The following is a 22,766-nucleotide window of genomic DNA, read 5'->3' as shown; positions in this document are numbered from 1 at the left end:
GGGCCGGGAAGCGATTCCCGGCCCTTTTCGTATTCAGGCGTGCGCTTCGTCGTGGCCATCCCGTGGCAGGAACAGGGGTTCCCCGAACAGGAAGCCGATGATGTTCGGATGGCCCAGATGCTCGAACAGGGCGAGCAGGGTGATCAGGATCGGCATCGAGAGTACCGCGCCGAGCACGCCCCAGATCCATGTGAAATAGCTGATGGCCAGCAGGATCAGGACCGGATTGACGGTGAAGCGTGCCCCCAGGATCGCAGGGGTCACGGCATTCGCCTCTACCGCGTGAAGTGCGAGATAGGCTGCGGCGGGAATCAGGCCGACGACAATCGATTCCGCACCGCCCAGCCCGACAAGGACAAGGATCGCCGTCATCGCCAGCGGGCCGAGGTAAGGCAGGAAATTGAGGATCGCGGCCAGCCCGCCCCACATGATCGGCGCGTCCATGCCAAGCGCCCATGCCCCTAGCGCGGCGAAGATCCCGACGCCAAGGTTGATGAGGCCGACGGTGAGGATGTAGCTCGCCACCCTGTCCTGCACTTCGCGCAAAGCGCGGGCGGCGCGTAGCGAGGCGCCGAATTCAGCCCGCTCCAGCAAGAGGCGGCGACGCATGCGCACCCGCGCCTCTATCATGAAGAATGCCATCAGCAGGGTAAGCAGGGTTTCCAGCACGAAAGTCGGTGTCGCCAGCGCGACCCGCTCAACGACCGAGGGTGTGGCGACGATGACTTCGCGCCCCTCCTTCTGACCTGCAAGCTGCGCGAACTGGCGATTGAGGTCGTTCAGCCAGTCGAACTGCCCGCGCAGCTGGCCGAAAGTCGTGTTGATGGAGGATACCATTTCGGGAACGCGGTCGAACATGACCACGGCGGGCTGAACGATCGCCGCGACGGCCAGAACCACCACGCCGATGAAGACGATCATGGACAGGAACGAGGCGAGGATATTGGGCATCCCGGACCGCCCCAGCCAATCGGCCAGAGGCGACAGGATGATCGTAAGCACCAGTGCTGTAACAAGTGGCAGGAAGACGATCGAACCGATCGAGAGGACAAACGGCAGGGCAAGGAACAGGCCGATGCCGATCATCAGCAAAAGGGCCGATGCCAGCCGCCCCATGTCGAGATCGGCAAATCCGGGCTTGCCCGCCGGCGGCGCGGATGCATCACCGGTCAGGCGTTCAAGCCGGCTTTCCGCCAGCTCTGGTCGGTGTTCTGTCTGCCCCTCTTCGTCGTCCACGACGCTGCGCCCCTTTTGGCCCTGCGCCTATCGCCCGGTATTGAGCTGCGGCTCCGCCATATCGTCCAGTTCACCCATGATTGCACCATGGGCCTGCACGTCTTCTACCGAACGTTGCGGGATATCGCCATCTTCCAGCATCGAGGAAAGAGCGGCGCGGGCGCGGCCCACGCGGCTTTTGATCGTGCCGACCGCACAGCCGCAGATTTCGGCCGCTTCCTCGTAACTGAAGCCACCGGCACCGACGAGCAACAACGCCTCGCGCCGTTCCGGCGGAAGGGTCAGCAGGGCGCGGTGCATGTCAGACAAGTGCAGCGGCCCTTCCTGCGATGCGGGAGCCGTCAGGATACGTTCCGCCACCGTCTCGTCGTAGTCAGCGCGGAAGCGGTTGCGGCGCATATCGGTAAGATATGCGTTGCGCAGGATCACGAAAGTCCAGGCGCGCATCGACGTTCCGGGCTGGAAGCGCTCCTGTGCTGCCCATGCCTTCATCAACGCTTCCTGCACCAGATCGTCGGCCAGATCCGGCCGCCCGCACAGGCCGCGCGCAAAGGCGCGCAGATGCGGAATGACGTCGGTCAGCTCTTTCTTGAAATCATGGTTGCGCACAGCCTCGTCAGACGCCGTGGCGGCGGGCGCATCGTCCCTGCGCTGGGTGCTCGCGGTCATCAGTCGTCCGAATCGAGCTTCGAGAGAAGGTCACTGAAGCTGTCGGGCAAAGGCTCCTCGACGACCGAATCGTAAAGTTGCCGGAGGCCGGCCGCCCATTCAGGGCGCTTGCCCGTTTTCTTCGGGCGCTGCGTATCTTCGTCTTTTTTCTTCACGTCCCTCATTCGCCTATCAGCCGATGCGAGCACCGCGACCCCTTGCCAGCCAATCGTCTCGTTTGCCGGTCCCGCGGCAAGAGCACGCTGGCGCTTGAAAATAATACCTTGCACGAAGAAGGGAACGAAACGCGCCACGGATGGTTCCCGGCGTTAGCAGATATTACGAACGAGCATCATTTTGCACTTTGCCTCCAGCCATTCCGATCCGTCCCGATCGCTTGCGGACGCACAAACAGGTTGATGAGCAGGGGCGGGGCGTGAACAGAACCGACACACCGGCTGGCAGGGAAGCCCAACTGAAGGAGCGGCGCGGACGGCGCGCCGACCCGAGACTGGGGCGCGTGCTGCGTTATTTCGCACGCTATCCCCGCGCCCTGCCGATCGGCATCTTCGTTGCTATCGCAGCGCTGACCGCAACCGGTGTCTGGGCAATCGAGAAATCGCAGCGTGAAGCACGGCGTAACGAACTGGCCCAGATCGCCACTGCCGCCGGATCGGCACTGGAACGGCGGGCCAACGCCAATGCCGCTTACTTGCGCTCAGGCGCGGCATTGATCGCCACGCAGCCGGATATCTCCCCGGCCCTGTTCCAGACTTTCGTCGGCCAGCTGCGGCTCGACGCCAACTTTCGCGGGGCCGAAGGCATCGGATGGGCCCCGCGCGTCGACAGCAGCGACATTCCGCAATTCGAAACCGCGCAGCGCGAAGCCGGGCAGGATAATTTCTCCGTCCACCCCCTGCCCCGGCCAGACCAGGCCTATGCCGTTCCCGTCACCTACCTGCAGCCTTTGACCGAACGGAACCGGCGCGCATTGGGGTTCAACATGTTTTCCGAACCTACCCGCCGCGACGCCATGCTGGAGGCTGAAAAACTTTCGCGCCCGACAACGTCTGGCCGGGTCGTGCTGGTACAGGAAATCGACGGCAGCGAAATGTCCGGCTTCCTTACCTACATGCCGGTGTTTGCGATCGACCGCAGTGGCGCGCGCAGCCTGAAAGGCTATGTCTACAGCCCCTTCAACGCACAGGATTTCCTTGGGTCCGCGATTGAGGGGGAACTGCCATACCGTGCGCATATCCAGTTGTTCGACGGGGCAGTTGAGCCGGACAACATGCTTGCCGAAATCAGCGTCGGAGAGACCGGCGGCGCAGTTCTGGTTCGCCGCATCAACATCGGCAACCGCGAATGGACGATGCGCGTCGAATCGATCAGGACATCGCTTTTGAGCGAAGTGGCCGTTATCACGCTGCTCGCCGGTCTCGTCGTGGCCAGCCTTGCACTTGCCATCGCATGGCTGCTGACGCGGCAGGCCGCAGAAGCGCGGCAAGTGATCGGCATCCTCGAAGAACAGGCGGCGATCCGAAATTCGCTGACTCGCGAACTCAATCATCGCGTCAAGAACACGCTGGCGAATGTCCTGTCGATCATTTCACTCACCCGCCGCCGGGCGACAGATATCGAGACTTTTTCGAATTCGCTGGATGGGCGAATCAGAGCGCTATCGGCAACGCACGACTTGCTGACGCAATCGGAATGGGGGACGACCCCGGTCCGGTCGGTCGTGGAAGTCGAAGTCGCCCCCTATGCGCTGGGCCGAGATGCTACCGTGGACATGGATGGGCCGTTAGTCGAACTCGCCCCGAACGACGCCCTGTCGCTTGGCCTTGCCATCCACGAACTGGCCACGAACGCGGCGAAGTTCGGCGCGCTCAGCGTTCCGCAAGGTCGCGTGGAGATCGAATGGGATCTTGTATCGGAAGAACTCGTCCGGGTGCGCTGGCGCGAAAGCGGTGGTCCCACTGTGTCGCCGGATCGCCCCCGCGGTTTCGGCACCGAACTTATCGAGAAGATTGTCGCCCACGAACTGCGCAATCCGGTCGATCTTGTGTTCGAGCCGGGCGGCGTTCGCTGCACGATGCTGATCCCTGTGCGCACGCGAAGCGAATTCATGATCCGCGCGCGCAACGCGGCTGCTACCGATAGCTGATCGCCGGCACGCGGTGAGCGAACGCCGTTTATAGCGCCCCCTTATAGTTTCCCATACGACAAGGCCCGCCACTCGTTCACGAGTGACGGGCCAAGCCGCGACGAATGGGACCGAATTCAGGGCAGCGGACGGCTGGACCCGAAGAAGAGCGCCTGACTGATAGCGGCGCGTACGGTCGATTCCTGGAACGGCTTGGTGACGAGGTAGGTCGGCTCCGGCCGGTCGCCCGTCAGCAGGCGTTCGGGATAAGCGGTGATGAAGATGACCGGCACCGACGCGATTTCGAGGATGTCGTCCACGGCATCGAGCCCCGAGCTGCCGTCGGCAAGCTGGATATCGGCCAGCACCAGGCCGGGCATGTTTTCGTCAATCACTTCGCGCGCCTGCGTGCGGGTGGCGGCCGTACCGCAGATGTCGTGACCGAGCGAACGGACGAGATCTTCCAGTTGCATGGAGATCAGCGGCTCGTCCTCAATGATAAGGACGTTCGTGGTCGATTCGCGATCGATTTCCGACACGGCCTCCTGCACGAGGTTTTCGACCTCGGCCTCGGTAAGGTCCATGATCTCGGCGGCCTGCGCGATGGAGAAATCCTCCAGCGTGGTAAGCAACAGCGCCTGCCGGTTCATCGGCGTGATGGCATTGAGCCGGTCCTGCGCCGCAGCCTCGTGGTCGCCAAGAACGGATTCGCCGTCGGCAACCTGCAGGAACGCGCTGGCCCACAACTTATTGAACGCACGATAGAGCGGCACGCGGCCACCCTCTCCCAGCGATTGCTTCAGCTCAGAATCCGCGAGCACAGCTTCAAGCGTGGCGCGGACGAATGCATCGCCCGTGCTTTGCGAACCCGAAAGCGCACGAGCGTAGCGGCGGAGATATGGCAGATTGGCGGCAACCTTGGCCCCGAGAGACATGCAAGCCCTTCCCGTTAGATGAATCGAGTTGCCTAACGCGCGCGCGGGACGAGAGTTCCCGAAATTGTGTATAATCGGGATAAATATCTGGTCTGGCGCGTAAAGAACTTTCGGGTCACACAACGCGCGCTCCATCCGTTCGGAGCGCGCCTGTCAGGGGGAATTGCCATTGAGCCTTGAAGCATCGCAGACATCCTGCCTTGAATGTCCGTTGCGCGATTGCCCCGGTCTTCGCGATGCCGACGATGATCGCCTGCGCCTGATCCATAATTTCAAGCTGGGCGAAATCGGCCTGGAACGCGGCGGGCAGGTCCTTGTGCAGGGGAACAGGAGCGCGCACATCTACACCGTGCTCGAAGGCGTGCTAATCCGCTATCGCCTGCTTGACGACGGACGCCGCCAGATTATCAACTTCGTTTTTCCGGGCGATCTCGTCGGCCTGCAATCCGCGTTCGACGAACCGATGACCCACGGCGTGGAGGCCATCACCACAGCCAGGCTCTGCGCCTTCCCACGCGACGCGTTTCGCGATTTCATCGGACAGTTCGCGCACCTCAGCTACGATCTCGTCTGGTTGGCAGCGAAGGAAGAAGCCGCGCTGGAAGAGCACCTTGTCGCACTGGGCCAGCGCAATGCACGCGAACGGATTGCCTATCTCGCCCTGTTTCTGATCGAGCGGGCCGAGAACACTTGCCTCACCGACGGCAGGCACCGGATCAACCTGAACGTGACACAAAGCCAGATCGCCGACATGCTAGGCCTGTCGCTCGTGCATACCAACCGCTCGCTCCAGACCCTGCGCAAGGAAGGGCTGGTCACGTGGAGCCTCAACACCATCGAGATCCCCGACATGGAAGCCGTTAGGCAATACGTCCAGTTCGACCGCTCACTGGTTGGTCCACGGCCCTTCATATGATTTATCGTCTATTTTAGTATTTATTTTCAATTAGTTATAAAATATTTTGCGGCAGAGAACATTTTTTTATCGACCTGCGGAACCCAAATCTCACACGATCATTTAGTGATTGTCACCGCCGAGACCCCCCTCCCGTCCAAGCGGCCGGTGATACGATCCCGAAAGGCCTCCGTTCCCTCAAAAGGGGGAACGGAGGCCTTTTACGTTGCCATCATTGCCAGGCCCAATCATCACGGTGCTGGTCCGGCGCAGCGTACTGCCACGCGAAGCATTCGCGCATGGGGACAGGAGCCGGCCAGTGCGACCGGCTTACAATGCTGTACAGTCAGTCGGATCAGTCGGGAGAGATCGCGCCCTTGATACGGGCGAAAAGGCCGGTGCGCCGCGTGCCGGAGGCCGCCGCTATCAGCGCCTCGGGCGCATAGGGCTTGGCCAGCACCGTGCCGAGTTCGGCAATCGCGCCGGGGATGGCGCCGGGATTACCGGTCGAGAAGACTATTTTCGGTGCCTGTGGCCCAAGTTCCGCCACCAGTTCGGCAACGGCCCAACCATCGTCACGGTCGACAAGGTGCACATCGAGCACGATCACTTCGGGCGTGTCCTTTTCCAGCGCGGCCAGCGCCTGCTGCGTGCTGGAACACACAACCACCTTGGGCGATCCTGCGCCAAGCAGGATGTCCTCTATCGACAGCGCCAGGATCGGGTCATCCTCGACAACCAGCGCGGTGCCGATGCGACGATCGGTCCCGTTCTGCGATGGTTGCGTGGACATTGGCCTGTTCGATCCCTGACAAGACTTGAAAGATGCTTTCGGGGAAAACGCCGGGTGCTGTCGGCAGGTTCCCGTCCGGCACCGCAGATGCAAAATAAAGCTGGCCGCTCCCCCGCCCGGCTGATCAGAGCGCCTTGGCGTAGATCGTGTATTCCTTGTTCACGTCCGCGTCGATCGCCTCTGCGATGGCGTTCATCCCCTGGTTGTCATCGAGGATCCAGCCGATCTCGCCGCGCACCGCGCCATAGTCGGCAACGGCGGCGCGCCGGATATATTCGATCATCATGAAGGCCAGCTGGCTGGCAAGGCGCGAGCTTTGCAGTTCCTTGCGCACGCCCATCAGCGGCACGCGCATGTCGGCGTTCTTCGGCTTGCGAATCCAGTTCAGCAGCCGGATGAAGCCGAACGGGAACAGCTTGCCGCCGATCGCCTTGATCTCCTTGTTGAGGTCGGGAAGCGTCATCATGAAGGCAACCGGCTCGCCGTCATATTCGGCGATCATGATCAGGTCCTCGCGCACCAGCGGCTTGAGCTTCTTGCCGGTATAGGCAACCTCCGCGTCTGTGATCGGCACGAAGCCCCAGTTGGTCTTCCACGCATCGTTGAGGATATCGAGGATGATCGCGGCCTCTTCGTCGAACTTCGACTTGTCGACGCGGCGAACGTTGATCCGCTCGTTCTTCTCGCCCGAAGAGATGATCCGCTGGATCAGCTTGGGATACTCCACCCGCACGTCCAGATCATAGGTGCGCAGCGTCTTCGCCGGTTCGTAGCCCTCGGCCTCTACCCACGGCTGATAATGCGCCGGATCGTGGCCCATCAGCACCGTGGGCGGATGGTCGTGCCCCTTGGTCAGCAGGCCGGGTTCTTCCCAGATCGACATCGATATCGGTGCAAGGATGCGCGTCATCCCGCGCGCCTTCAGCCAGCGCTCCGCCTGCGCGATCAGGGCATGGGCCACTTCGGCATCGGCGGCATCGAACAGGCCCCAGTTGCCGGTGCCCGGCCCCATCCCCTGTTCGGGGGGCATGGTATGCGCCAGCTTGTCGAAATGGGCAGAGATGCGCCCCACCGGCTCACCGTCACGGCGCGCGATGAACAGCTGGACCTCGGCGTGTTCGAAGAACGGGTTCTTCGCCGGGTCTATCACCTCCAGTGCCTCTGCCCGAAGCGGCGGCACCCAGTTGGGGTCGCTTTCATTCAGCCGGAAGTGGACATCGATGAAAGCCTTGCGATCGGCCTTCGTCACCACCGGCTCGATCACGAGCCCGCCGCTAGCATCCGCCATAAATTCTCCGGATAGAGCCGCGTCAGGCGGCCGTCGTATTTTCGGTCTGGCGGTTGGGGTCGAACCCTTCCTTGCCCATCGCGCGGCGACGCGGATGGCCCGAAGCGATCCCGCCGGAAAGCTCCTTCACCCACGGCCATTTCATCGCCACTTCCTCGTCATAACCGAGGTTGAAGACGGTTGCCGAGCGCTTGGGCCGGTCCTTCTTCTCGTAATAGGTGCCAAGGATGCGGTCCCAGACGTAGTTCGTGATGCCGAAATTGCCGTCTTCGTCGAAATAGTGATGCTCGACGTGGCGCTGCTTCATCGTCTGCACCCACTTCCACTTCGGCTTGAACGCCAGGTGCTGGATGCAGTGCATGAATTCGTAATAGCACGTGGTCAGCAATCCGCCGGCAAAGGCCGCCGCCATGCCGCCAACGCCGCCGATGGCATAACCGATGGGCATCGTGGCAAGCGCGATTGTCGGCACCGTGGTGTGCAGCGCGCCGAACAGCACCTCCAGGTGGTTCGGGTCCTGGTGATGGTCGTAGTGGATACGCTTCCACGTGCTGGCGAGCGGCTTGATCTTGTACATCCATTGCCCGTGCAGGACATACTGATGCAGCAAGTGCCAGACGAGCGGATAGACGACGACGGCTGCCATGAAGGCGGCAACCGCGCGCAGCGGCGTGGTCGGCCAGATCGCCAGCGCGACGAAACACAGCCCCGTCAGGCCGAGATAGGCGACGATCGTGTAATGCTGGAAATAAGCAACGATCAGCTGAGGCAGCGTCATCCGGTCGAGATAGTGCGACCGTTTCCAGAACGGCAGCTTCGACTCGTCGGTCGCGGTCTGCCCAATCTGGGCCGGGTTAGTCTGGTTCTGGGCCATTATCGTGTGCTCATCGTTCCGTCTTGGCGCGGCCCTTAGCACAAGCTACCCGCGCCGCGCCAGCAATGGCGGGGCGGGCTGTTCATGGCCGCAGGCAGCGTGCCTATCATGCAACGGCTGAATGATGCGTGACCGGCCGCCATGCATTGCGCACGATCAGGATCGCGGGCCGCTCCAACGAAAAAGGGGCCGCAACCCTTGCCGGGTGCGGCCCCCTTCACGTCCCCTTCGATCAGCCGGCTCAGTCGGTCTTGACCGTCATCGACGGATCGCCATCGATATCGGCGGAAACCGAGGTATCGCTGCCGTTGATATCGGCAGTGACACCATCTTCGCTGATCGTGACCGTGTCGCTGGTATCGGCGGCAGCGCCACCGGCAACAGGCTCGGTCATCGCGGTATCGGCGCCCGTTTCGGCGCTGGCTGCGGTATCGACAGCGGCGGTGTCTTCGGCGGTGCCGGCCGGTTCGCCGCCGTCACAAGCCGCAAGGCCCAGTGCGGCAACAGTGGCAAGGGCGGGCAGGATGATCTTCTTCATGTTCGCGTCTCCATCAATTGTGGCGCAATTGAGGCATACGACGCGCAAGGATCGGGATTGTTCCGAAAAAAGTTATTCCTCTGTCCGCAGCAGGACGAGTTCGCCGATCAGCGCGAACAGGAAGAACGGCGCCCATGCGGCCAGAAACGGCGGGTATCCGCCGAAATTGCCGATGGCGAGTGCCGCGTTGTCAACGACGAAATAGGTGAAGCCCAGCCCCATGCCGATCACCGCGCGTATGAACAACTGCCCCGAACGCGCCAGCCCGAATGCCGCCACAGCGCCCAGCAGAGGCATCAGCATGGCCGATAGCGGGCCGGATATCTTGTGCCACCAGCGCCCCTTCAGCTCGTCTGTTCGGCGGCCCGCAGCTTCAAGCGCGGCGATGGACTGGCGCAAGGTGAAGATGTCCTGCGCGTCGGCGTTGACCGAACTGATCGCGATTTCCTCGGGCGTGATGCCCTTGCCGACGACGGTATCGGGCGGAAAGTCGAGCGTCGCGATGCCGACGTTGAAGCGCGACGGTTCCTCCAGCACCCAGCCCTCGCCATCCCACTTCGCGCTGTCGGAACGCCACTGTTCGGTCAGCATCAGGTTGGGATCGCGCCGATACCAGGTGACGCCGCTCAGCACCATCGAAGGGCCACTGCCCGCAGCGGTTCGCGCGGCAAGGATTGCGTCGCCTTCGGCCATGTAGACGTTGGAGCGCACATCGGACGTGGGCGGCACAGGGCCGAAATCTGCCTTTTCCCATGCGCTCAGTGTGGCCGAGGCACGGGTCACGATGCGTTCGTTGAAAACGAAGCTCATCCCCGACACGATCGTCGCAGTCATGATCAACGGGGCAAGGATCTGGTGCGCCGACAGGCCCGACGCTTTCATCGCGATCACCTCGCTGTTCTGGTTCAGCGTGGCCAGTGTCAGGATCGTCGCCAGCAGGACGGAATAGGGCAGGAAGCGGGCTATCAATTGCGGGACGCGCAGCGAGACATAGGTCCACAACTGCGCCTCGCCATTGCCTTCTGCGGCAAGGATATCGCCGCTCGTGCCCAGCAGGTCTAGGATCTGCAGCACCATGACCAGCATCACCAGCACCGCGAAAATGCGGACGATGAACGACTTGGCGAGGTAGATCGTCAGCCGGCGGGAGGGGAAGAAGTCGAGCCTCAACCGTCAGCCTCCTGACCTTGCTCAAGCGCCATACGCTTCAGTTCCTTGCGCCCTGTCAGCCGCATCAGGCGGAACAGCGCCACCGCCTTCTTGGAAACGATGCTGGCAAAGCGTTCCAGCCAGCCGATCGCCTGCCCGCCCGGAACATATGCCACGCGCCAGTACATCCACAGGATGAGCGCCGCGAACAGGAAGAACGGCAACCATAGCGAAAGCGCGGGACTGGCAAGGCCCAGCGCCGCCACGTCTTCGCCGTACTGGTTGATCTTGTGATAGGCGACGACCATCACGATCGACACGAAAACGCCAAGCGCACTGCTCGATCGTTTTGGCGGGATCGCGAGAGCGACTGCCAGCAAGGGCAGCAAGAGCATCATCACCACCTCCACCAGCCGGAAGTTCAGGCTGGCGAGGGATTCGTTGCGCACCGTCTGATCAACCTGGTCATTCCAGCCCAGCTGGAGCAGTTCGGGCAGGACGTATTCCTTGTCCTCCCCTCCGCGATCGCGAAACGCCTCTATCTCAGGCAGGTCGATCGGCAGGTCGTAACTGGTGAAAGAGAGCACCCGCGGCGCATCGAGATTAGGCTGGTCCTGAATTATCGTCCCGTCATTCAGGCGCAGGATGATGGTATTCATGTCATCGGCGTTCGCCAGGAACTGACCCTGGCGCGCACTGATCGACAGCATGTCGCCATCCTCGTCGGTGACGCGCGCGAAGATGCCTTTCAGGCGCCGCCCGTTGTCCTCGCTCTCCTCGATGCGAAGCGCCGTCTTGTCCTGGATGGAATTGAATTCGCCGACATCGATCGACGCACCCAGCGCCCCCGACTGCAGTTCGAAAGAAAGCCGGCTGTAGTCGTAGCGTGAGATGGGCTGAACGAAATAGACCAGCGCGAAGTTCACGACGACGAGCGCCAAGGTGATCATGTAGGGCACCTTGAGCAACTGGGTATAGCCAAGGCCGACCGCGCGCATGACATCGAGTTCCGACGTCGTCGCCAGCTTGCGGAACGCGAACAGGATGCCGAGCATCAGGCCCAGCGGGATCGCGAGGCTCATGTATTCCGGCAGCAGGTTCGCCAGCATCCGGAAGACGACACCGATCGGCCCGCCCTCGTTCGCGACGACTTCGAACAGGCGGAGCATCTTGTCCAGAATCAACAGCGAAGCCGCAAGCGCCAGAGTGCCCAGCATGGGCATCAGCACCAGCCGGAAGATATAGCGGTCAGTCGCGTTGAAGAAGGTCTTTGACAAGGGTACCGGTCGATCCGTTGCGCAAGCGGCTATTGGCACAGAGCCCGTCCAGCGGCAACCGCCGAGAAAGGCCCGCGATCAGCCTATGGTTCAGACCGGTCAGGCCTTTTCGAGCGTGCACTGCAGCGGGTGCTGGTTCTGGCGCGCGAAGTCCATCACCTGGTTCACCTTGGTTTCGGCGATTTCGTAAGGGTAGATCCCGCAAACGCCCACGCCGCGCTGGTGGACGTGGAGCATGACCTGCGTCGCCTGTTCCATGTCCATTCGGAAGAAACGCTTGAGGACCATCACGACGAATTCCATCGGCGTATAGTCGTCGTTCAGCATCAGCACTTTGAACTGGCTGGGCTTCTTGGGCTTGGCGCGGGTGCGCGTGGCGATGCCGACCTGCCCTTCGCCGCTATCGTCATTGCCGCCCTCGTCGTCACCGTCAGGCCCGGCAAGCGGGTGCGTCATGGCAACAGGCACGACAAGGGATGCAGCAAGTGTCGCCACGATCCTCTCGTTTGCGGAATCATCGGTCAGCTTCGGCATAGGCAGGAAGAATATCGTATCGCGGCGCCAAAGGACAAGGCCTTGGTCACAACCGCACCATTCCATAACGAAAGAAGGGGCCGGCGATGGTTAACCCAGCACCGGCCCCGTCCTTGGGAAGAGCATCAGGCAGGGGGGCTGCCCGATGCGGGGGTTTGTCGTGAAGACGCCGATCAGGCAGCCTTCATCTTTTCCATGGCGACCGACACGCGGCTCGAAAGCGGCTGCGCGGCGTCGTTGGCCAGCTTCAGCATGGCTTCGGTGTTCTTCGAAGCGGCAGCAACCGACTTGTCGAAGTACTTGCGCATCATCGCGCTCTGCAACTGGAAGAAGTCGGTCGGCGACTTGACCGAAGCGAGTTCCTTGACCTCTGCGGTCAGGGCTTCGAACTCGGCCTTCGAATCGGCAACGAACGAGCGGCCCATTTCCTGCATGCCGCTGGCGAAGATCTTGCTCGATTCAACCATGGCTTCGACGTTGCCCTTGGTGAATTCGGTGGCATCGGCCATCATGACGGTGCCCTTTTCATAAGCTTCCTTCGACTTGGCGGTGACGTCGGCCATCGCGGTCTGGAGACCCTTGGTCAGCGTTTCGGGGGTGGTCATCTTTACAAACTCCTGAGTGATCTTGATCGTGTCCTTGGCGGGCTTGGATGCCACCGCCGCGATGCTCGGGGCGGGGGCGGCAACGGTTGCGGCAACCGCGGCCTTCTGCGGAGCAGGTTCGGCGGCGGGCTTCGCGGCCGGCTTGCTGGCAGCTTTCTTCACCTGCGGCTTGGCGACAGCGGCTTTGGCCGCCGAAGTCTTCTGCCTGGGCTTGTAAGTCCGCTTGGGGGCGGGCTTTACAGCTTTGGGTGCAGCAGGCTTCTCGACAACGGGCTCGGGTGCCTTTGCGGCGACCGGTTCCGGAGCCGGATCAGCCTTGGTTACCGGCGCAGCTTCCGGCTTCGCGGTCGTCTTGGGCTTTGCGGCGACCGGTGCCTTGGGCTTGCCGGCTTCCTTGTCCTTGCTCTGGGCCATGTCGAGAATACCTCGTTTCGCTTACATTCGCGGAAGAAGCCTTTTCAACACAGCTCCCTCCGCAACAAGCCCACCTTTCGGGCTATGTTGCAGTGCACAATAAGTGTGGAGAAAAGAGGAGTCAAGAAAAATTGTGCAGTGCAACAAAAGTCGCATGCACGACTTGTCGCAGTCACAAACCGGGTCGGCGCAAACCCTTATTTTGTCTTCACATAACGCCCCGGTGCGTCCTCGATCACCGTGTCGCCTCGGCCGCCGGGCTTGCGCTTTCCGGTCGCCTTCACCCGCGTTCCATCAAACGATTCGATCCAGCGGATCCAGTCCGGCCACCAGCTTCCCGGTGTTTCGACAGCGGCTGCGCGGAATTCGTCCAGCGTATCGGGCGGCATCTGGTTCGGCTCTTCCGGGTTGCCGATCGACCAGTACTGGTACTTGCCCGACGATGGCGGATTGACGACGCCGGCGATGTGCCCCGATCCGGCCAGCAGGAAGCGCTTGGGGCCGGACAAGTGGCGGGTCAGTTTCCACACGCTCCGCAGCGGGGCGATATGATCGTCAACGCCGGCCTGTATATAAGAAGGCGTCACGTTCTTGCGCAGGTCTATCGACGTGCCGCAGGCCGACAGCGCGTCGGGCACCACCAGCAGGTTATCGTGATAAAGGTTCTTCAGGTACTCGCGGTGGAACCGCGCCGGAAGGTTGGTGGTATCCCCGTTCCAGTAGAGCAGATCGAACGCGGGATAATCCTCTCCCAGCAGGTAGTTCTTGATGACGTAGTTCCAGATAAGATCCGGACTGCGCAGCAGGTTGAACGCCAGCGCAAGGTACCGCCCGTCGACAAAGCCTTCGCCAGCCAGCGAATCGATGACCGCCAATTGCTGTTCGTCGATGAAGGCGCGCAATTCGCCCGCTTCGGTAAAATCGACCTGCGCGGTGAAGTACGTCGCGCTGGCGACCTTGTCCGCATCGCCCTTGCGGCCCATCACCGCCAGCGCGGCGGCCAGTGTCGTGCCGCCAACGCAATAGCCGATGGTATGGACGCTGGGCACCTTGAAGCGATCGCGAACGACGTCGACCGCCTCGATCATCGCGGCGATGTAATCTTCCCAGCCGATGTCGGCCATGGAGGAATCGGCCGATCGCCACGATACGACGCACACCGTCAGCCCCTGGTCGACAGCCCATTTGATGAAGCTGTTCTTCGGGCCGAGATCGAGGATGTAGAACCGGTTGATCCACGGCGGGAAGACCAGCAACGGGGTCTGCAGCACCGTTTCGGTGACCGGCGTGTACTGGATGATCTGGTACAGCGGTGTTTCGTGAACCACCTTGCCGGGGGTCGATGCGATATTCTCGCCCAGCGTGAAGGCGTTCTTGTCGGTATGGGTGAGCTTGCCCGCCTCAAGATCGGCGATCAGGTGCTCCATCCCCTTGATCAGGTTCTCGCCGCCGGTCTCCATCGTCTTTTCAAGAACCAGCGGATTGGTCAGCGGGAAATGCGCCGGGCTCAGCGCCTCGGTCATCAGGCGGGTGAAGAAACGCAGCTGGTCCTTCCGCCCGTCATTCATACCCGATGCGCCATCGGCCGCGGCCATCAGCTGTTCGGACATGAGCAGGTAGAGCTGGTGGATCAGCGCGAAGACAGGCTGTTCCTGCCAGCGCGGGTCTTTGAACCGGCGATCCTTGCGCGGCAGTCCGGATTGCGATCCGTTTTCACCCACGCCGACTTGCGTGAGCATGTTTTCCCACAGCGCGATCGAATCGGCAAAGAACCTGCTTTGCCCTTCCTCGCCGCCGACCGGCAGTTGCTGTAGCCAGCGGCCCGCCATGTCCAGCCACCGGGCAGGATCGACAATGCCGGACGATGCGATCGCGGGCTGGTCCTTCAGGAAGGTGCGCCACATTCCGTTCAGATGCGTGGCCACTTCCTGCCAATGAACGCGGTCGGCCTCTTCCGCAGGCGTGCCCGCACCGTCGGTCGCGCCGCCCGTCCTGCCCATATCCAGAAAGGCGTCCAGCATTGCTGTCGACGCGCCGGTCTGAAGCTCGATCATCTGGCGCACCGGGCCGTCCATCATGCCCAGAAAGGGGCCGGCCATCAGCGACGGCAGATATGCCGGTTCACCGCCCTTCGAACTTTCATCAACCGTTGACCCGCTCTTCTCTTTGGTGCCGGTGGCCATTCAAGTCTCCTGTCCGCAAGCCATTGTGCAATGCCGAACGGCACTTGGCAATGCAGCCAAAAGCATCATGCGGAAAGTTACCGACCCCAGATTGCACTTGCGTCACCTTGCAGGAACAAGCAATGCCGCCCATGCTTTGCGACAATAGCACCGCAAGGCCGGGCATCAGCCTGTTCTCCATGGGAAACCGAAGAGTGATGGATACCGAGTTCTACCGCATCAAGCGCCTGCCCCCCTATGTCATCGCCGAAGTCAACGCGATGCGGGCCGAAGCGCGTCGAGCGGGCAAGGACATCATCGACCTCGGCATGGGCAACCCCGACCTGCCGCCGCCCCAGCACGTCATCGACAAGCTGTGCGAAGTGGCGATGAAGCCCGACGCCCACGGCTATTCGCAGTCGAAGGGTATTCCCGGCCTGCGCCGCGCACAGGCGAACTACTACGCCCGCCGCTTCAACGTGGAGCTGGACCCCGAGCGCGAGATCGTGGTCACGATGGGCTCGAAAGAAGGGCTCGCCAGCCTCGCCACCGCGATCACCGCGCCCGGCGACGTCATCATGGCGCCCAACCCCAGCTACCCGATCCACACGTTCGGCTTCATCCTTGCCGGCGCCACGATCCGCGAAGTGCCGACGACGCCGGACGACCACTATTTCGAGGTTCTGGAAAACGCGATGCGCCACTCGGTGCCGCGCCCCACGGTCCTGATCGTGAACTATCCGTCGAACCCGACGGCGGAAACGGTCGACATCTCTTTCTACGAACGGCTGGTCCCGTGGGCGAAAGATAACAACGTCTGGATCCTGTCCGACCTTGCCTATTCGGAGCTTTACTACGACGGCAAGCCGACCCGCTCGATCCTCGAAGTTCCGGGCGCAAAGGATGTCGCGGTCGAGTTCACTTCGATGAGCAAGACCTATTCGATGGCCGGCTGGCGCATGGGCTTTGCGGTGGGCAACCAGAAGCTGATCTCGGCGCTGACTCGCGTGAAGTCGTACCTCGACTATGGCGCGTTCACCCCGATTCAGGCCGCGGCCTGCGCGGCATTGAACGGCCCGCAGGATATCGTCGAGATGAACCGCAACCTTTATCAAAAGCGCCGCGACGTCATGGTCGACGCCTTCGCGCGTGCCGGTTGGGACATCCCCAGCCCGCCCGCGTCAATGTTCGCATGGGCTCCGCTGCCCCCTGCATTGAAGGAAATGGGCAGCCTCGAATTCTCCAAGCAGCTCCTGACCGAGGCCGAAGTCGCGGTCGCACCCGGCGTCGGCTATGGCGAACAGGGCGAAGGCTACGTGCGCATCGCCATGGTGGAGAACGAGCAGCGCCTGCGCCAGGCTGCGCGCAACGTGAAGCGCTGGTTCAAGTCGATGGGGATCAACGGCGGGAGCAACGCCGGCCCGAACACCTAAAGCGGGAAGTTTCGCGCGCACGCAATTGCCCGATTGCACCGCGCGCGAAGACTCGCTAGGTGCGCCCCTCAACCGTGGTGAGGCCCGATGGCGGAGTGGTGACGCAGCGGACTGCAAATCCGTATACGCCGGTTCGATTCCGGCTCGGGCCTCCACGGTTGAGTATGAATTGGTAAGCCGCTTTAGCTCAGTTGGTAGAGCACATCATTCGTAATGATGGGGTCACGTGTTCGAGTCACGTAAGCGGCACCATTCTTCCCGATAGCGCAGGCAGTCAGAACGTCGGTAGCGACAGGCGCGCGGCTTATCGACACCTGTCATCATCACCTGCTCCCAATCAATGTTCCGGCAAACAGAAGCTGGCTGCCGCCGTGGGAACCGCTGATCGCGAACCCCATGCCGATTTCAGAACCTTGCGGGCCGAAGAACGAGCCGCCGAAGGTTCCCATGCCGCTTGGCTGCTTGGTGAAATCGCCGTTCCAGCCACTGTCGTAAACGCCGCCGCCGAAGGACTTGTACGGGAAATTCACCTGGGCGAACGGGGTGTGGTAGCTACCGAGATCGACCGTAGTGGGCGATAGGCCGGATGAAGTGAGCGCCCGACCGACGAAGTTGATCGTTATCCTCGATGCCAAAGTGACGGGGTCCACCGACCAGTTCGCCGTGCTTTCACGAAGGTCGTAGTCGATCGTCGAGCCATGTGCCGTGCCCGCTACTGCGAAGTTGCGGTAAGAGAACTTGCCTGTCGGCATCGAATCGTCCTGCTCGGTCGGAACACCGATCACGCAACGGATGTCGATCTTGTAGTCACCGGGTTTCGCAACCAGTCGGGTTTCACGGACATACTGCGCATCCATGGCCCCGAATGTCCGTCTGGCGATCGTGAAAACGACCGGCGAACCGCTCGTGTCGATGAAGCCGTATCGCTTCACCGCATCTGTCGATTGCGGATCAAGGTCCGCAGGATCGAAGAGGTAGGAATACTCGGGCCCTGCCGAATAATCGCGAGCCACACCCTCGATCTGCCAGCTGTCGGATGACGCGTCGTATTTGTGAGCCAGCGTTTCCGGATCGGCGGGATAGCTCGAGAACCATTCACTCGATGTCATCTGATTGCCGAACCAGTTGCCGCATCCGGAGTTGAACGCACGCGATCCGGTCAGGTCGTCGAACGCGGTATAGCTTGTCGTTTGCATCGGGGTTGGCGATGCCGATGGCGAAGAATCGGGTGACGGTGTCGGCGTAACGGTGGTCGTGGAACCACCTCCTTCGAAATCCCAGTCTTCCTCCAACGCCGGGCCGCAGCCGGCAACCGTGCTTGTCCCGCATAACAGCAGCGCGAGCGGCAGCAGGCGCGTCCTTGTTGCATGTTCCATTGCTTCCTCCTGTTTGTGCCGCCGGCCCGATCGGTCGGCTACGAGAGGAAGTTTTGCGCGTTCGCGGCTGCATCGGTCAGTTGCAGCGGCGCGTGCAACGATTGCAAGCGGGTGGAATGGCGCCCGCCCCCCGGGGGAGGAACCTAGCCTTCCAGCTGGCCCGGCGGGGTCGTTCCGCGCGAGAACATGTTGGCCGCCGATACCATCAGAAACATCTCGCCGCCTCGCGCCGCCGCTTCCGGCCCGACATCGCGAAACAGGTGCGCGCGCAACTCGTCGGAGATGTCCGCCTCGTCCTCGAACGGATCGTTGGTGCTCATTTCCGTGCACCGTCGGTCGTCATCCACCCTGTCGCCCGTAAGATCGGCCACACGCTCAAGCAGGATGGGCATCGCCGCAGGGGTACGCGCCGCATCGAGCGCGGCAAGCAGTACAATGCCATCAAGCCGCGTTACCTTCGGCAGCGTGACACCGCGAAAGATCAGGAACAGGGGCGTGAACCCGACCGCACCGTCCAGCATCACGAAAAGGTTCCCCTCCAGCGGCAAGGCCCAGCCGTTGAAGGCAAGACCCGCGCCGCCCATCGTAACCTCCAGCAAGCCTGTGTCGCCCCGCCGGATCATTCCGTAATCGTGGAAGACACGCCCATTCATCAGCACCGAAGGACGCGTCGTTCGCCAGAACCCTTCGTATGCGGCACCGCGTTTTTCCGTTTCGGTGTGCGCCTCTGTCACGCAATTGAGCGTACCCCCGCCAACGGCCGCAGGCGGCTGGACCGATCGTTGCGCCAGATTGGGATCGACGCCCATCAATTCGGAAAACGATCGCGCGTCCCTTTGCCAGTCCTGCATCGAGAACTGCGGGACATGTTCGGCGACAAGCGCCGATATCCGGGACAAGTTATGCTCGGTCGGGCGAACCGCGCCCGATGCCCATCGCCCGACGAGGGACTTGTCCACCTGCAACAGGGACGCAGCGCGTGCCTTGCTGAGCCCCAAAGCAAGCAGGGCTATCCGAAACAAAGTCGAAAATGCAGGCCCGTCTCCCACACCGCAGATATCCGCCGATTTCACCGTTTCGGCAATCGGGATTTTCGGTTTGCTGCGCATTCTTGCAACCGTGGCTTGTGGCTGCACCCATCGATGCACCTGACCGTGTTCGACTGCCTGCTCCACGTTCCGGGTAGTTATCAACCACTACTCAGGAGATTGACCATGGAACGCAACAGGTTAACAGCGATCTCGCTCTTCGCGGTTCTGGTTTCCGGCTGTTCGTCGACGCCGCGTCATTTCACGCCCGAACTGGCAATGCCTCCGGCCGATCAAGTCGCCTATGCGCAAACCTTGGTTGCCTGCGAGGCTGAAGGGGAGGCGGCCGGCAACGTGGCGAAGCGCAAGCAGGCCACGATCGCAAGCAAAGGAGCCGGGGGCGCTGCCATCAGCGGCGCTGCGGTTAGCGGCGCCAGTTGGTCCGCCCCTGTCGCCGCGGTCAGCGCAACAATCGTCGCCATGCCGGTCCTGGGTCTGGCCTGGGGCATTGCCCGCGCCAACCGGGCAAAAAAGGAAAAGCGGCTAAAGGAAACGGTCACACAGTGCCTGTCGAGCGAAGGCTACATCGTTGCGAACTGGCAGCGCGTAAAACGGCCTCGTAATGTGGAAGACGCTCCAGCAGTGCCCGAAGTGGAGGCGAACGCGCCAGCAGATGGCAAATCGGGTTGAGCCATACGATTTCGGGTGGCTCAACCCGCTGTTCCAAGCGTTATCGTCCGGATAATCACCGCGCACTGCATGGCGATTGTCTGGACGACCTTGCAGCCTACACGCCAAGCGCTTCGCAAAGCGGCTTGAGGCCGTCACCGTACTTGCGCCAGCGTTCGACGGCTGAATTGTAGATCGGCTTGCGAACCTGCGCCACGCTGGCCGTTTTCACCGGGCGAGCCGAAGTGTGGAAGTCGAGGCATGCCTCGTTCCAGTCCAGCCCGATGAATTCGATCACATCGCGCGCGGTCTTCTCGGTCGCGCCGACGGTATCCTCGTACTGTACCGTCATCATCACGCCTTCGGGCAGAACCTCGCGCCAATGCTGCATCAGTGCTTCGTACTGCTTGTAGTAGCGGCCCAGTTCGCCAAGGTCGTAGCTGTGCGGCATGTCATCCTTGAACAGCTTGGTGAATGCCGAAAGACAAGTATCGACGGGATTGCGCAGCGTGTTGATGATCTTCGCGTTGGGGAACATCAGGTGGATGAGCCCGACGAAGAAGTAGTTGGTCAGCAGCTTGTCGGTGATCCGCTTGGCATCGCCAGCGCCCGCCGTGATCGCCTTCAGGTACTGTTCGGCAAGGATGCCGCACTGCTGCCCGTTCATCGAAGAAACGATTTCGGGATAGACGGGCAGGGTCGGGAACCGGTCCCGCAACGACTGCAGCGAACGGCTGAGATATTTTACCTCACCCGCGCCGTGAACATCGGGATGGGCCGAGATAATCTGTTCGATCAGCGTGGAGCCGGAGCGCGGCATGCCGAGGATGAATACCGGACGCTCGCTTTCCAGCCCCGCAAAGGGACGATTGCGGAAGATCTCGGCCGGGAATTGCGCCTTGATGTCGTTGAAGAACCGGATGTTGTTCTCCTCGACATAGTTCAGCTGTCCGCGCTTCAAACGGCCACCGATGAGGTAATGTTCCAGCGCCTTCTCGTGCTCTCCGCGATCGTCCAGCGCCTTGGCATAAGCATAGTGGATCGGCAGCATCCGCTCGGCTTCGGGATCGCTGCTCTCCTCGACGATGGCTTCGATCCGCGCGAACAGTTCGGGCTCCTGCGAAAAATCGACCAGATCGTTAAGGTTCGCATAGGCACCATAGAGATTGGCATTCTCATCCAGCCCCTTCAGAATCTGCTCGCGCGCCTCATCCAACCGGCCGACCGATTTCAGCGCGACGCCATAGAAATTGCGTGCCTCGGCGTTGGAGGGTTCAAATTCCAGCGCCTTCTCCAGCAACTGGATCGCCGCGTCATACCGGTCGAGTTCATGCATCAGCTCGCCCAGAACGGTCAGCGCCTCCGCATTCTTCGGGTCTTGCTTCAGAACCAGCCGGCACGCCTGTTCAGCGGCAGGGTAATTGCCGCGCCGCAGCTGGATGCGCGCGGTAAGCACGAGGCTCTTGGCATTGTCGGGCGCGATACGCAGCACGTCGGCAAGCTGGCGCAGCGCTTCGGTATCGTCTCGTTCGGAGTGATAGAGCGCGGCCAGGTTGTTATAGGCCTCGACATAGCGCGGGTTCTGCTGGATCGCCTTTTTCAGAGCGTGCCGGGCCTGATCGATTTTGCGCTGTTCGCGCAGCAGCGTGCCAAGGTTGTTGTAGACTTCCGGATAGATTTCGCGCTGCGTCAGGGCCGTCTGGTATGCGTCCATCGCACCATCGGTATCGCCCGTCATGCGCAGCGAATTGCCCAGGTTGTTGTGCGCTTCGGGAAAATCCGGCCTGATTTCGATCGCACGGCGATAGCATTCGACCGCCTGCTCGTAATCCTTCTGCTCGTAATGCACGATGCCAAGATTGTTAGCGGCCTGCGCATTTTGCGGATCAAGGCTGGCAGCGCTTTCCAGCGATTGACGCGCGGCATCGAGTTCGCCGGCAAGGCGCTGGATCTCGCCAAGATTGGAGTGAAAGCTCGATACCTTGGGCGACAGCTTGATCGCCTGTCTGATGCTTGCGATGCCCTCGCCCGACTTGCCCAGCGCATTGAGCGACACGCCGAGGATATTGTGGGCGTCCGCGACGGTGGGCCGCGCACCGATAATCTGACGACAGACTTTCGCGGCCTGATCGTACTTGCCACGCGAATAGAGCTCTCCGGCCATGGCGATGGCCTCGCCTTCCTTCATCTGGAGCGAGCCCTTTTGCACTTGCTGGATCATCTCGTCAGTGACGAGGGTATTGCTCTTCGCGTTCATGAAATCACCCGGTTCGAACGGAGTTGGAAGCGTGCCCGGCACTATGCGCAGGGACGTGAATTATTGCAAAAAAGGGGGGATTTCTCCCCCCTTTTCCTGTTCGGTCATATCCGAAACGGATCGGTTACATTCCCGAGCCCGGACCGTACGTGATTTCCACGCGGCGGTTCTGAAGCTCGCGAACACCGTCCGCAGTCGGAACCCGCGGGTTGGCTTCGCCGAATGCCTGGCTGGTGATCGAGGCATCGGGGATGCTGCGAGCAGTCAGGTAGGCACGGGTCGAAGCGTTACGTCGTGCCGCGAGGCCCATGTTGTACTGCTCGCTACCCGAACGGTCGGTGTAACCTGCCAGCATGATCGGAACACTATCGCAATCGGAATAGGCCGCGATGGCGCTGTCGAGGATGCTTGCCGCTTCCGGCGTGATCTCTGCCGAATCCCAGTCGAAGAAGACGATGTAGGGACCCGTGTTACAGACCGCTGCCGGTGCCGGGGGCGGCGGGGGCGGC

Annotated in this window: 21 protein-coding genes and 2 tRNA genes; 6 read left to right on the top strand and 17 right to left on the bottom strand. The window is 61.7% G+C overall.

Annotation, left to right across the window (positions count from 1 at the left end; genetic code table 11):
- Positions 1-33: 33 nt before the first annotated feature.
- The 3 genes from A7A77_RS13850 to A7A77_RS18350 are packed head-to-tail and all read right to left on the bottom strand — an operon-like array spanning position 34 to position 2,198.
- On the bottom strand, positions 34-1,236 hold the full coding sequence (locus A7A77_RS13850) for an AI-2E family transporter (protein WP_066559531.1): 1,203 nt from the start codon (positions 1,234-1,236) through the stop codon (positions 34-36).
- Between the two features lie 27 nt (positions 1,237-1,263).
- Positions 1,264-1,905 carry a sigma-70 family RNA polymerase sigma factor gene (locus A7A77_RS13845; protein WP_066559528.1) on the bottom strand — a complete coding sequence of 214 codons (642 nt, stop codon included), beginning with the start codon at positions 1,903-1,905 and terminating at the stop codon, positions 1,264-1,266.
- On the bottom strand, positions 1,905-2,198 hold the full coding sequence (locus A7A77_RS18350; RefSeq protein WP_066559520.1) for a NepR family anti-sigma factor: 294 nt from the start codon (positions 2,196-2,198) through the stop codon (positions 1,905-1,907). Before A7A77_RS18350 ends, A7A77_RS13845 begins: the two co-directional genes overlap by 1 nt.
- Before the next feature lie 122 nt (positions 2,199-2,320).
- Here A7A77_RS18350 and A7A77_RS13835 point away from each other — a divergent pair, with 122 nt between their 5' ends.
- Positions 2,321-4,051: a CHASE domain-containing protein gene (locus tag A7A77_RS13835; protein WP_245638492.1), complete on the top strand. Its 1,731-nt coding sequence runs from the start codon at positions 2,321-2,323 to the stop codon at positions 4,049-4,051.
- 116 nt (positions 4,052-4,167) lie between these two features.
- Here the strand turns inward: A7A77_RS13835 and A7A77_RS13830 are convergent, their stop codons facing one another.
- Positions 4,168-4,965, bottom strand: a complete 798-nt coding sequence (locus A7A77_RS13830) for a response regulator (protein ID WP_066559517.1) — start codon at positions 4,963-4,965, stop codon at positions 4,168-4,170.
- A gap of 169 nt (positions 4,966-5,134) precedes the next feature.
- Here A7A77_RS13830 and A7A77_RS13825 point away from each other — a divergent pair, with 169 nt between their 5' ends.
- Positions 5,135-5,881 (top strand): Crp/Fnr family transcriptional regulator, encoded by a 747-nt coding sequence (locus A7A77_RS13825; protein WP_172799914.1) that lies wholly within the window; start codon positions 5,135-5,137, stop codon positions 5,879-5,881.
- A 334-nt stretch (positions 5,882-6,215) separates the two neighbouring features.
- Here A7A77_RS13825 and A7A77_RS13820 read toward each other — a convergent pair whose 3' ends face one another.
- The 9 genes from A7A77_RS13820 to A7A77_RS13780 all read right to left on the bottom strand — a co-directional run bounded on the left by A7A77_RS13820 (position 6,216) and on the right by A7A77_RS13780 (position 15,353).
- Positions 6,216-6,653: a response regulator gene (locus A7A77_RS13820; RefSeq protein WP_066559510.1), complete on the bottom strand. Its 438-nt coding sequence runs from the start codon at positions 6,651-6,653 to the stop codon at positions 6,216-6,218.
- Between the two features lie 124 nt (positions 6,654-6,777).
- A complete protein-coding gene (locus A7A77_RS13815) occupies positions 6,778-7,941 on the bottom strand; it encodes a GNAT family protein (protein WP_066559507.1) in 1,164 nt (387 codons plus the stop codon).
- Positions 7,942-7,963: 22 nt separating this feature from the next.
- Complete coding sequence (locus tag A7A77_RS13810; protein ID WP_066559504.1) at positions 7,964-8,815, bottom strand: sterol desaturase family protein; 852 nt, start codon at positions 8,813-8,815, stop codon at positions 7,964-7,966.
- A 241-nt stretch (positions 8,816-9,056) separates the two neighbouring features.
- Positions 9,057-9,353, bottom strand: coding sequence for a hypothetical protein (locus tag A7A77_RS13805; RefSeq protein ID WP_066559500.1), 297 nt, complete (start codon positions 9,351-9,353; stop codon positions 9,057-9,059).
- Between the two features lie 72 nt (positions 9,354-9,425).
- Entirely contained in the window at positions 9,426-10,523 is a 1,098-nt protein-coding gene (lptG, locus tag A7A77_RS13800; RefSeq protein ID WP_066559497.1) for an LPS export ABC transporter permease LptG, read from the bottom strand.
- A complete protein-coding gene (lptF, locus tag A7A77_RS13795) occupies positions 10,520-11,779 on the bottom strand; it encodes an LPS export ABC transporter permease LptF (protein WP_281180030.1) in 1,260 nt (419 codons plus the stop codon). Before lptF ends, lptG begins: the two co-directional genes overlap by 4 nt.
- Before the next feature lie 99 nt (positions 11,780-11,878).
- Positions 11,879-12,235: an ATP-dependent Clp protease adapter ClpS gene (gene clpS / locus A7A77_RS13790; protein WP_066559687.1), complete on the bottom strand. Its 357-nt coding sequence runs from the start codon at positions 12,233-12,235 to the stop codon at positions 11,879-11,881.
- 251 nt (positions 12,236-12,486) lie between these two features.
- Positions 12,487-13,332, bottom strand: coding sequence for a phasin family protein (locus A7A77_RS18480; protein ID WP_066559495.1), 846 nt, complete (start codon positions 13,330-13,332; stop codon positions 12,487-12,489).
- 197 nt (positions 13,333-13,529) lie between these two features.
- Positions 13,530-15,353 (bottom strand): PHA/PHB synthase family protein, encoded by a 1,824-nt coding sequence (locus A7A77_RS13780; protein WP_082836153.1) that lies wholly within the window; start codon positions 15,351-15,353, stop codon positions 13,530-13,532.
- Between the two features lie 359 nt (positions 15,354-15,712).
- On the opposite strand from A7A77_RS13780, the gene A7A77_RS13775 reads away from it, so the two are divergent.
- From A7A77_RS13775 to A7A77_RS13765, 3 genes are all read left to right on the top strand, one after another.
- On the top strand, positions 15,713-16,927 hold the full coding sequence (locus tag A7A77_RS13775) for an LL-diaminopimelate aminotransferase (protein WP_066559682.1): 1,215 nt from the start codon (positions 15,713-15,715) through the stop codon (positions 16,925-16,927).
- Between the two features lie 81 nt (positions 16,928-17,008).
- Positions 17,009-17,082: transfer RNA gene (locus tag A7A77_RS13770), tRNA-Cys, on the top strand.
- Between the two features lie 21 nt (positions 17,083-17,103).
- Positions 17,104-17,179 (top strand) — tRNA-Thr (locus A7A77_RS13765).
- Between the two features lie 71 nt (positions 17,180-17,250).
- Here A7A77_RS13765 and A7A77_RS13760 read toward each other — a convergent pair.
- Complete coding sequence (locus A7A77_RS13760; RefSeq protein ID WP_066559493.1) at positions 17,251-18,303, bottom strand: HupA family protein; 1,053 nt, start codon at positions 18,301-18,303, stop codon at positions 17,251-17,253.
- A gap of 143 nt (positions 18,304-18,446) precedes the next feature.
- On the bottom strand, positions 18,447-19,412 hold the full coding sequence (locus A7A77_RS13755; RefSeq protein WP_066559491.1) for a helix-turn-helix transcriptional regulator: 966 nt from the start codon (positions 19,410-19,412) through the stop codon (positions 18,447-18,449).
- A 33-nt stretch (positions 19,413-19,445) separates the two neighbouring features.
- Between A7A77_RS13755 and A7A77_RS13750 the strand changes: the two genes are divergently transcribed.
- Positions 19,446-20,021 carry a hypothetical protein gene (locus A7A77_RS13750; protein ID WP_156500578.1) on the top strand — a complete coding sequence of 192 codons (576 nt, stop codon included), beginning with the start codon at positions 19,446-19,448 and terminating at the stop codon, positions 20,019-20,021.
- A 97-nt stretch (positions 20,022-20,118) separates the two neighbouring features.
- Here the strand turns inward: A7A77_RS13750 and A7A77_RS13745 are convergent, their stop codons facing one another.
- Positions 20,119-22,257 carry a tetratricopeptide repeat-containing sulfotransferase family protein gene (locus A7A77_RS13745; protein ID WP_216635586.1) on the bottom strand — a complete coding sequence of 713 codons (2,139 nt, stop codon included), beginning with the start codon at positions 22,255-22,257 and terminating at the stop codon, positions 20,119-20,121.
- Positions 22,258-22,381: 124 nt separating this feature from the next.
- On the bottom strand, positions 22,382-22,766 hold a 385-nt coding region (locus A7A77_RS13740), incomplete at its 5' end, for an OmpA family protein (RefSeq protein ID WP_245638490.1).

Source organism: Croceicoccus bisphenolivorans (assembly GCF_001634625.1).
Taxonomy (GTDB): Bacteria; Pseudomonadota; Alphaproteobacteria; order Sphingomonadales; family Sphingomonadaceae; genus Croceicoccus; species Croceicoccus bisphenolivorans.
This window is presented reverse-complemented; position numbering and strand designations above follow the sequence as displayed.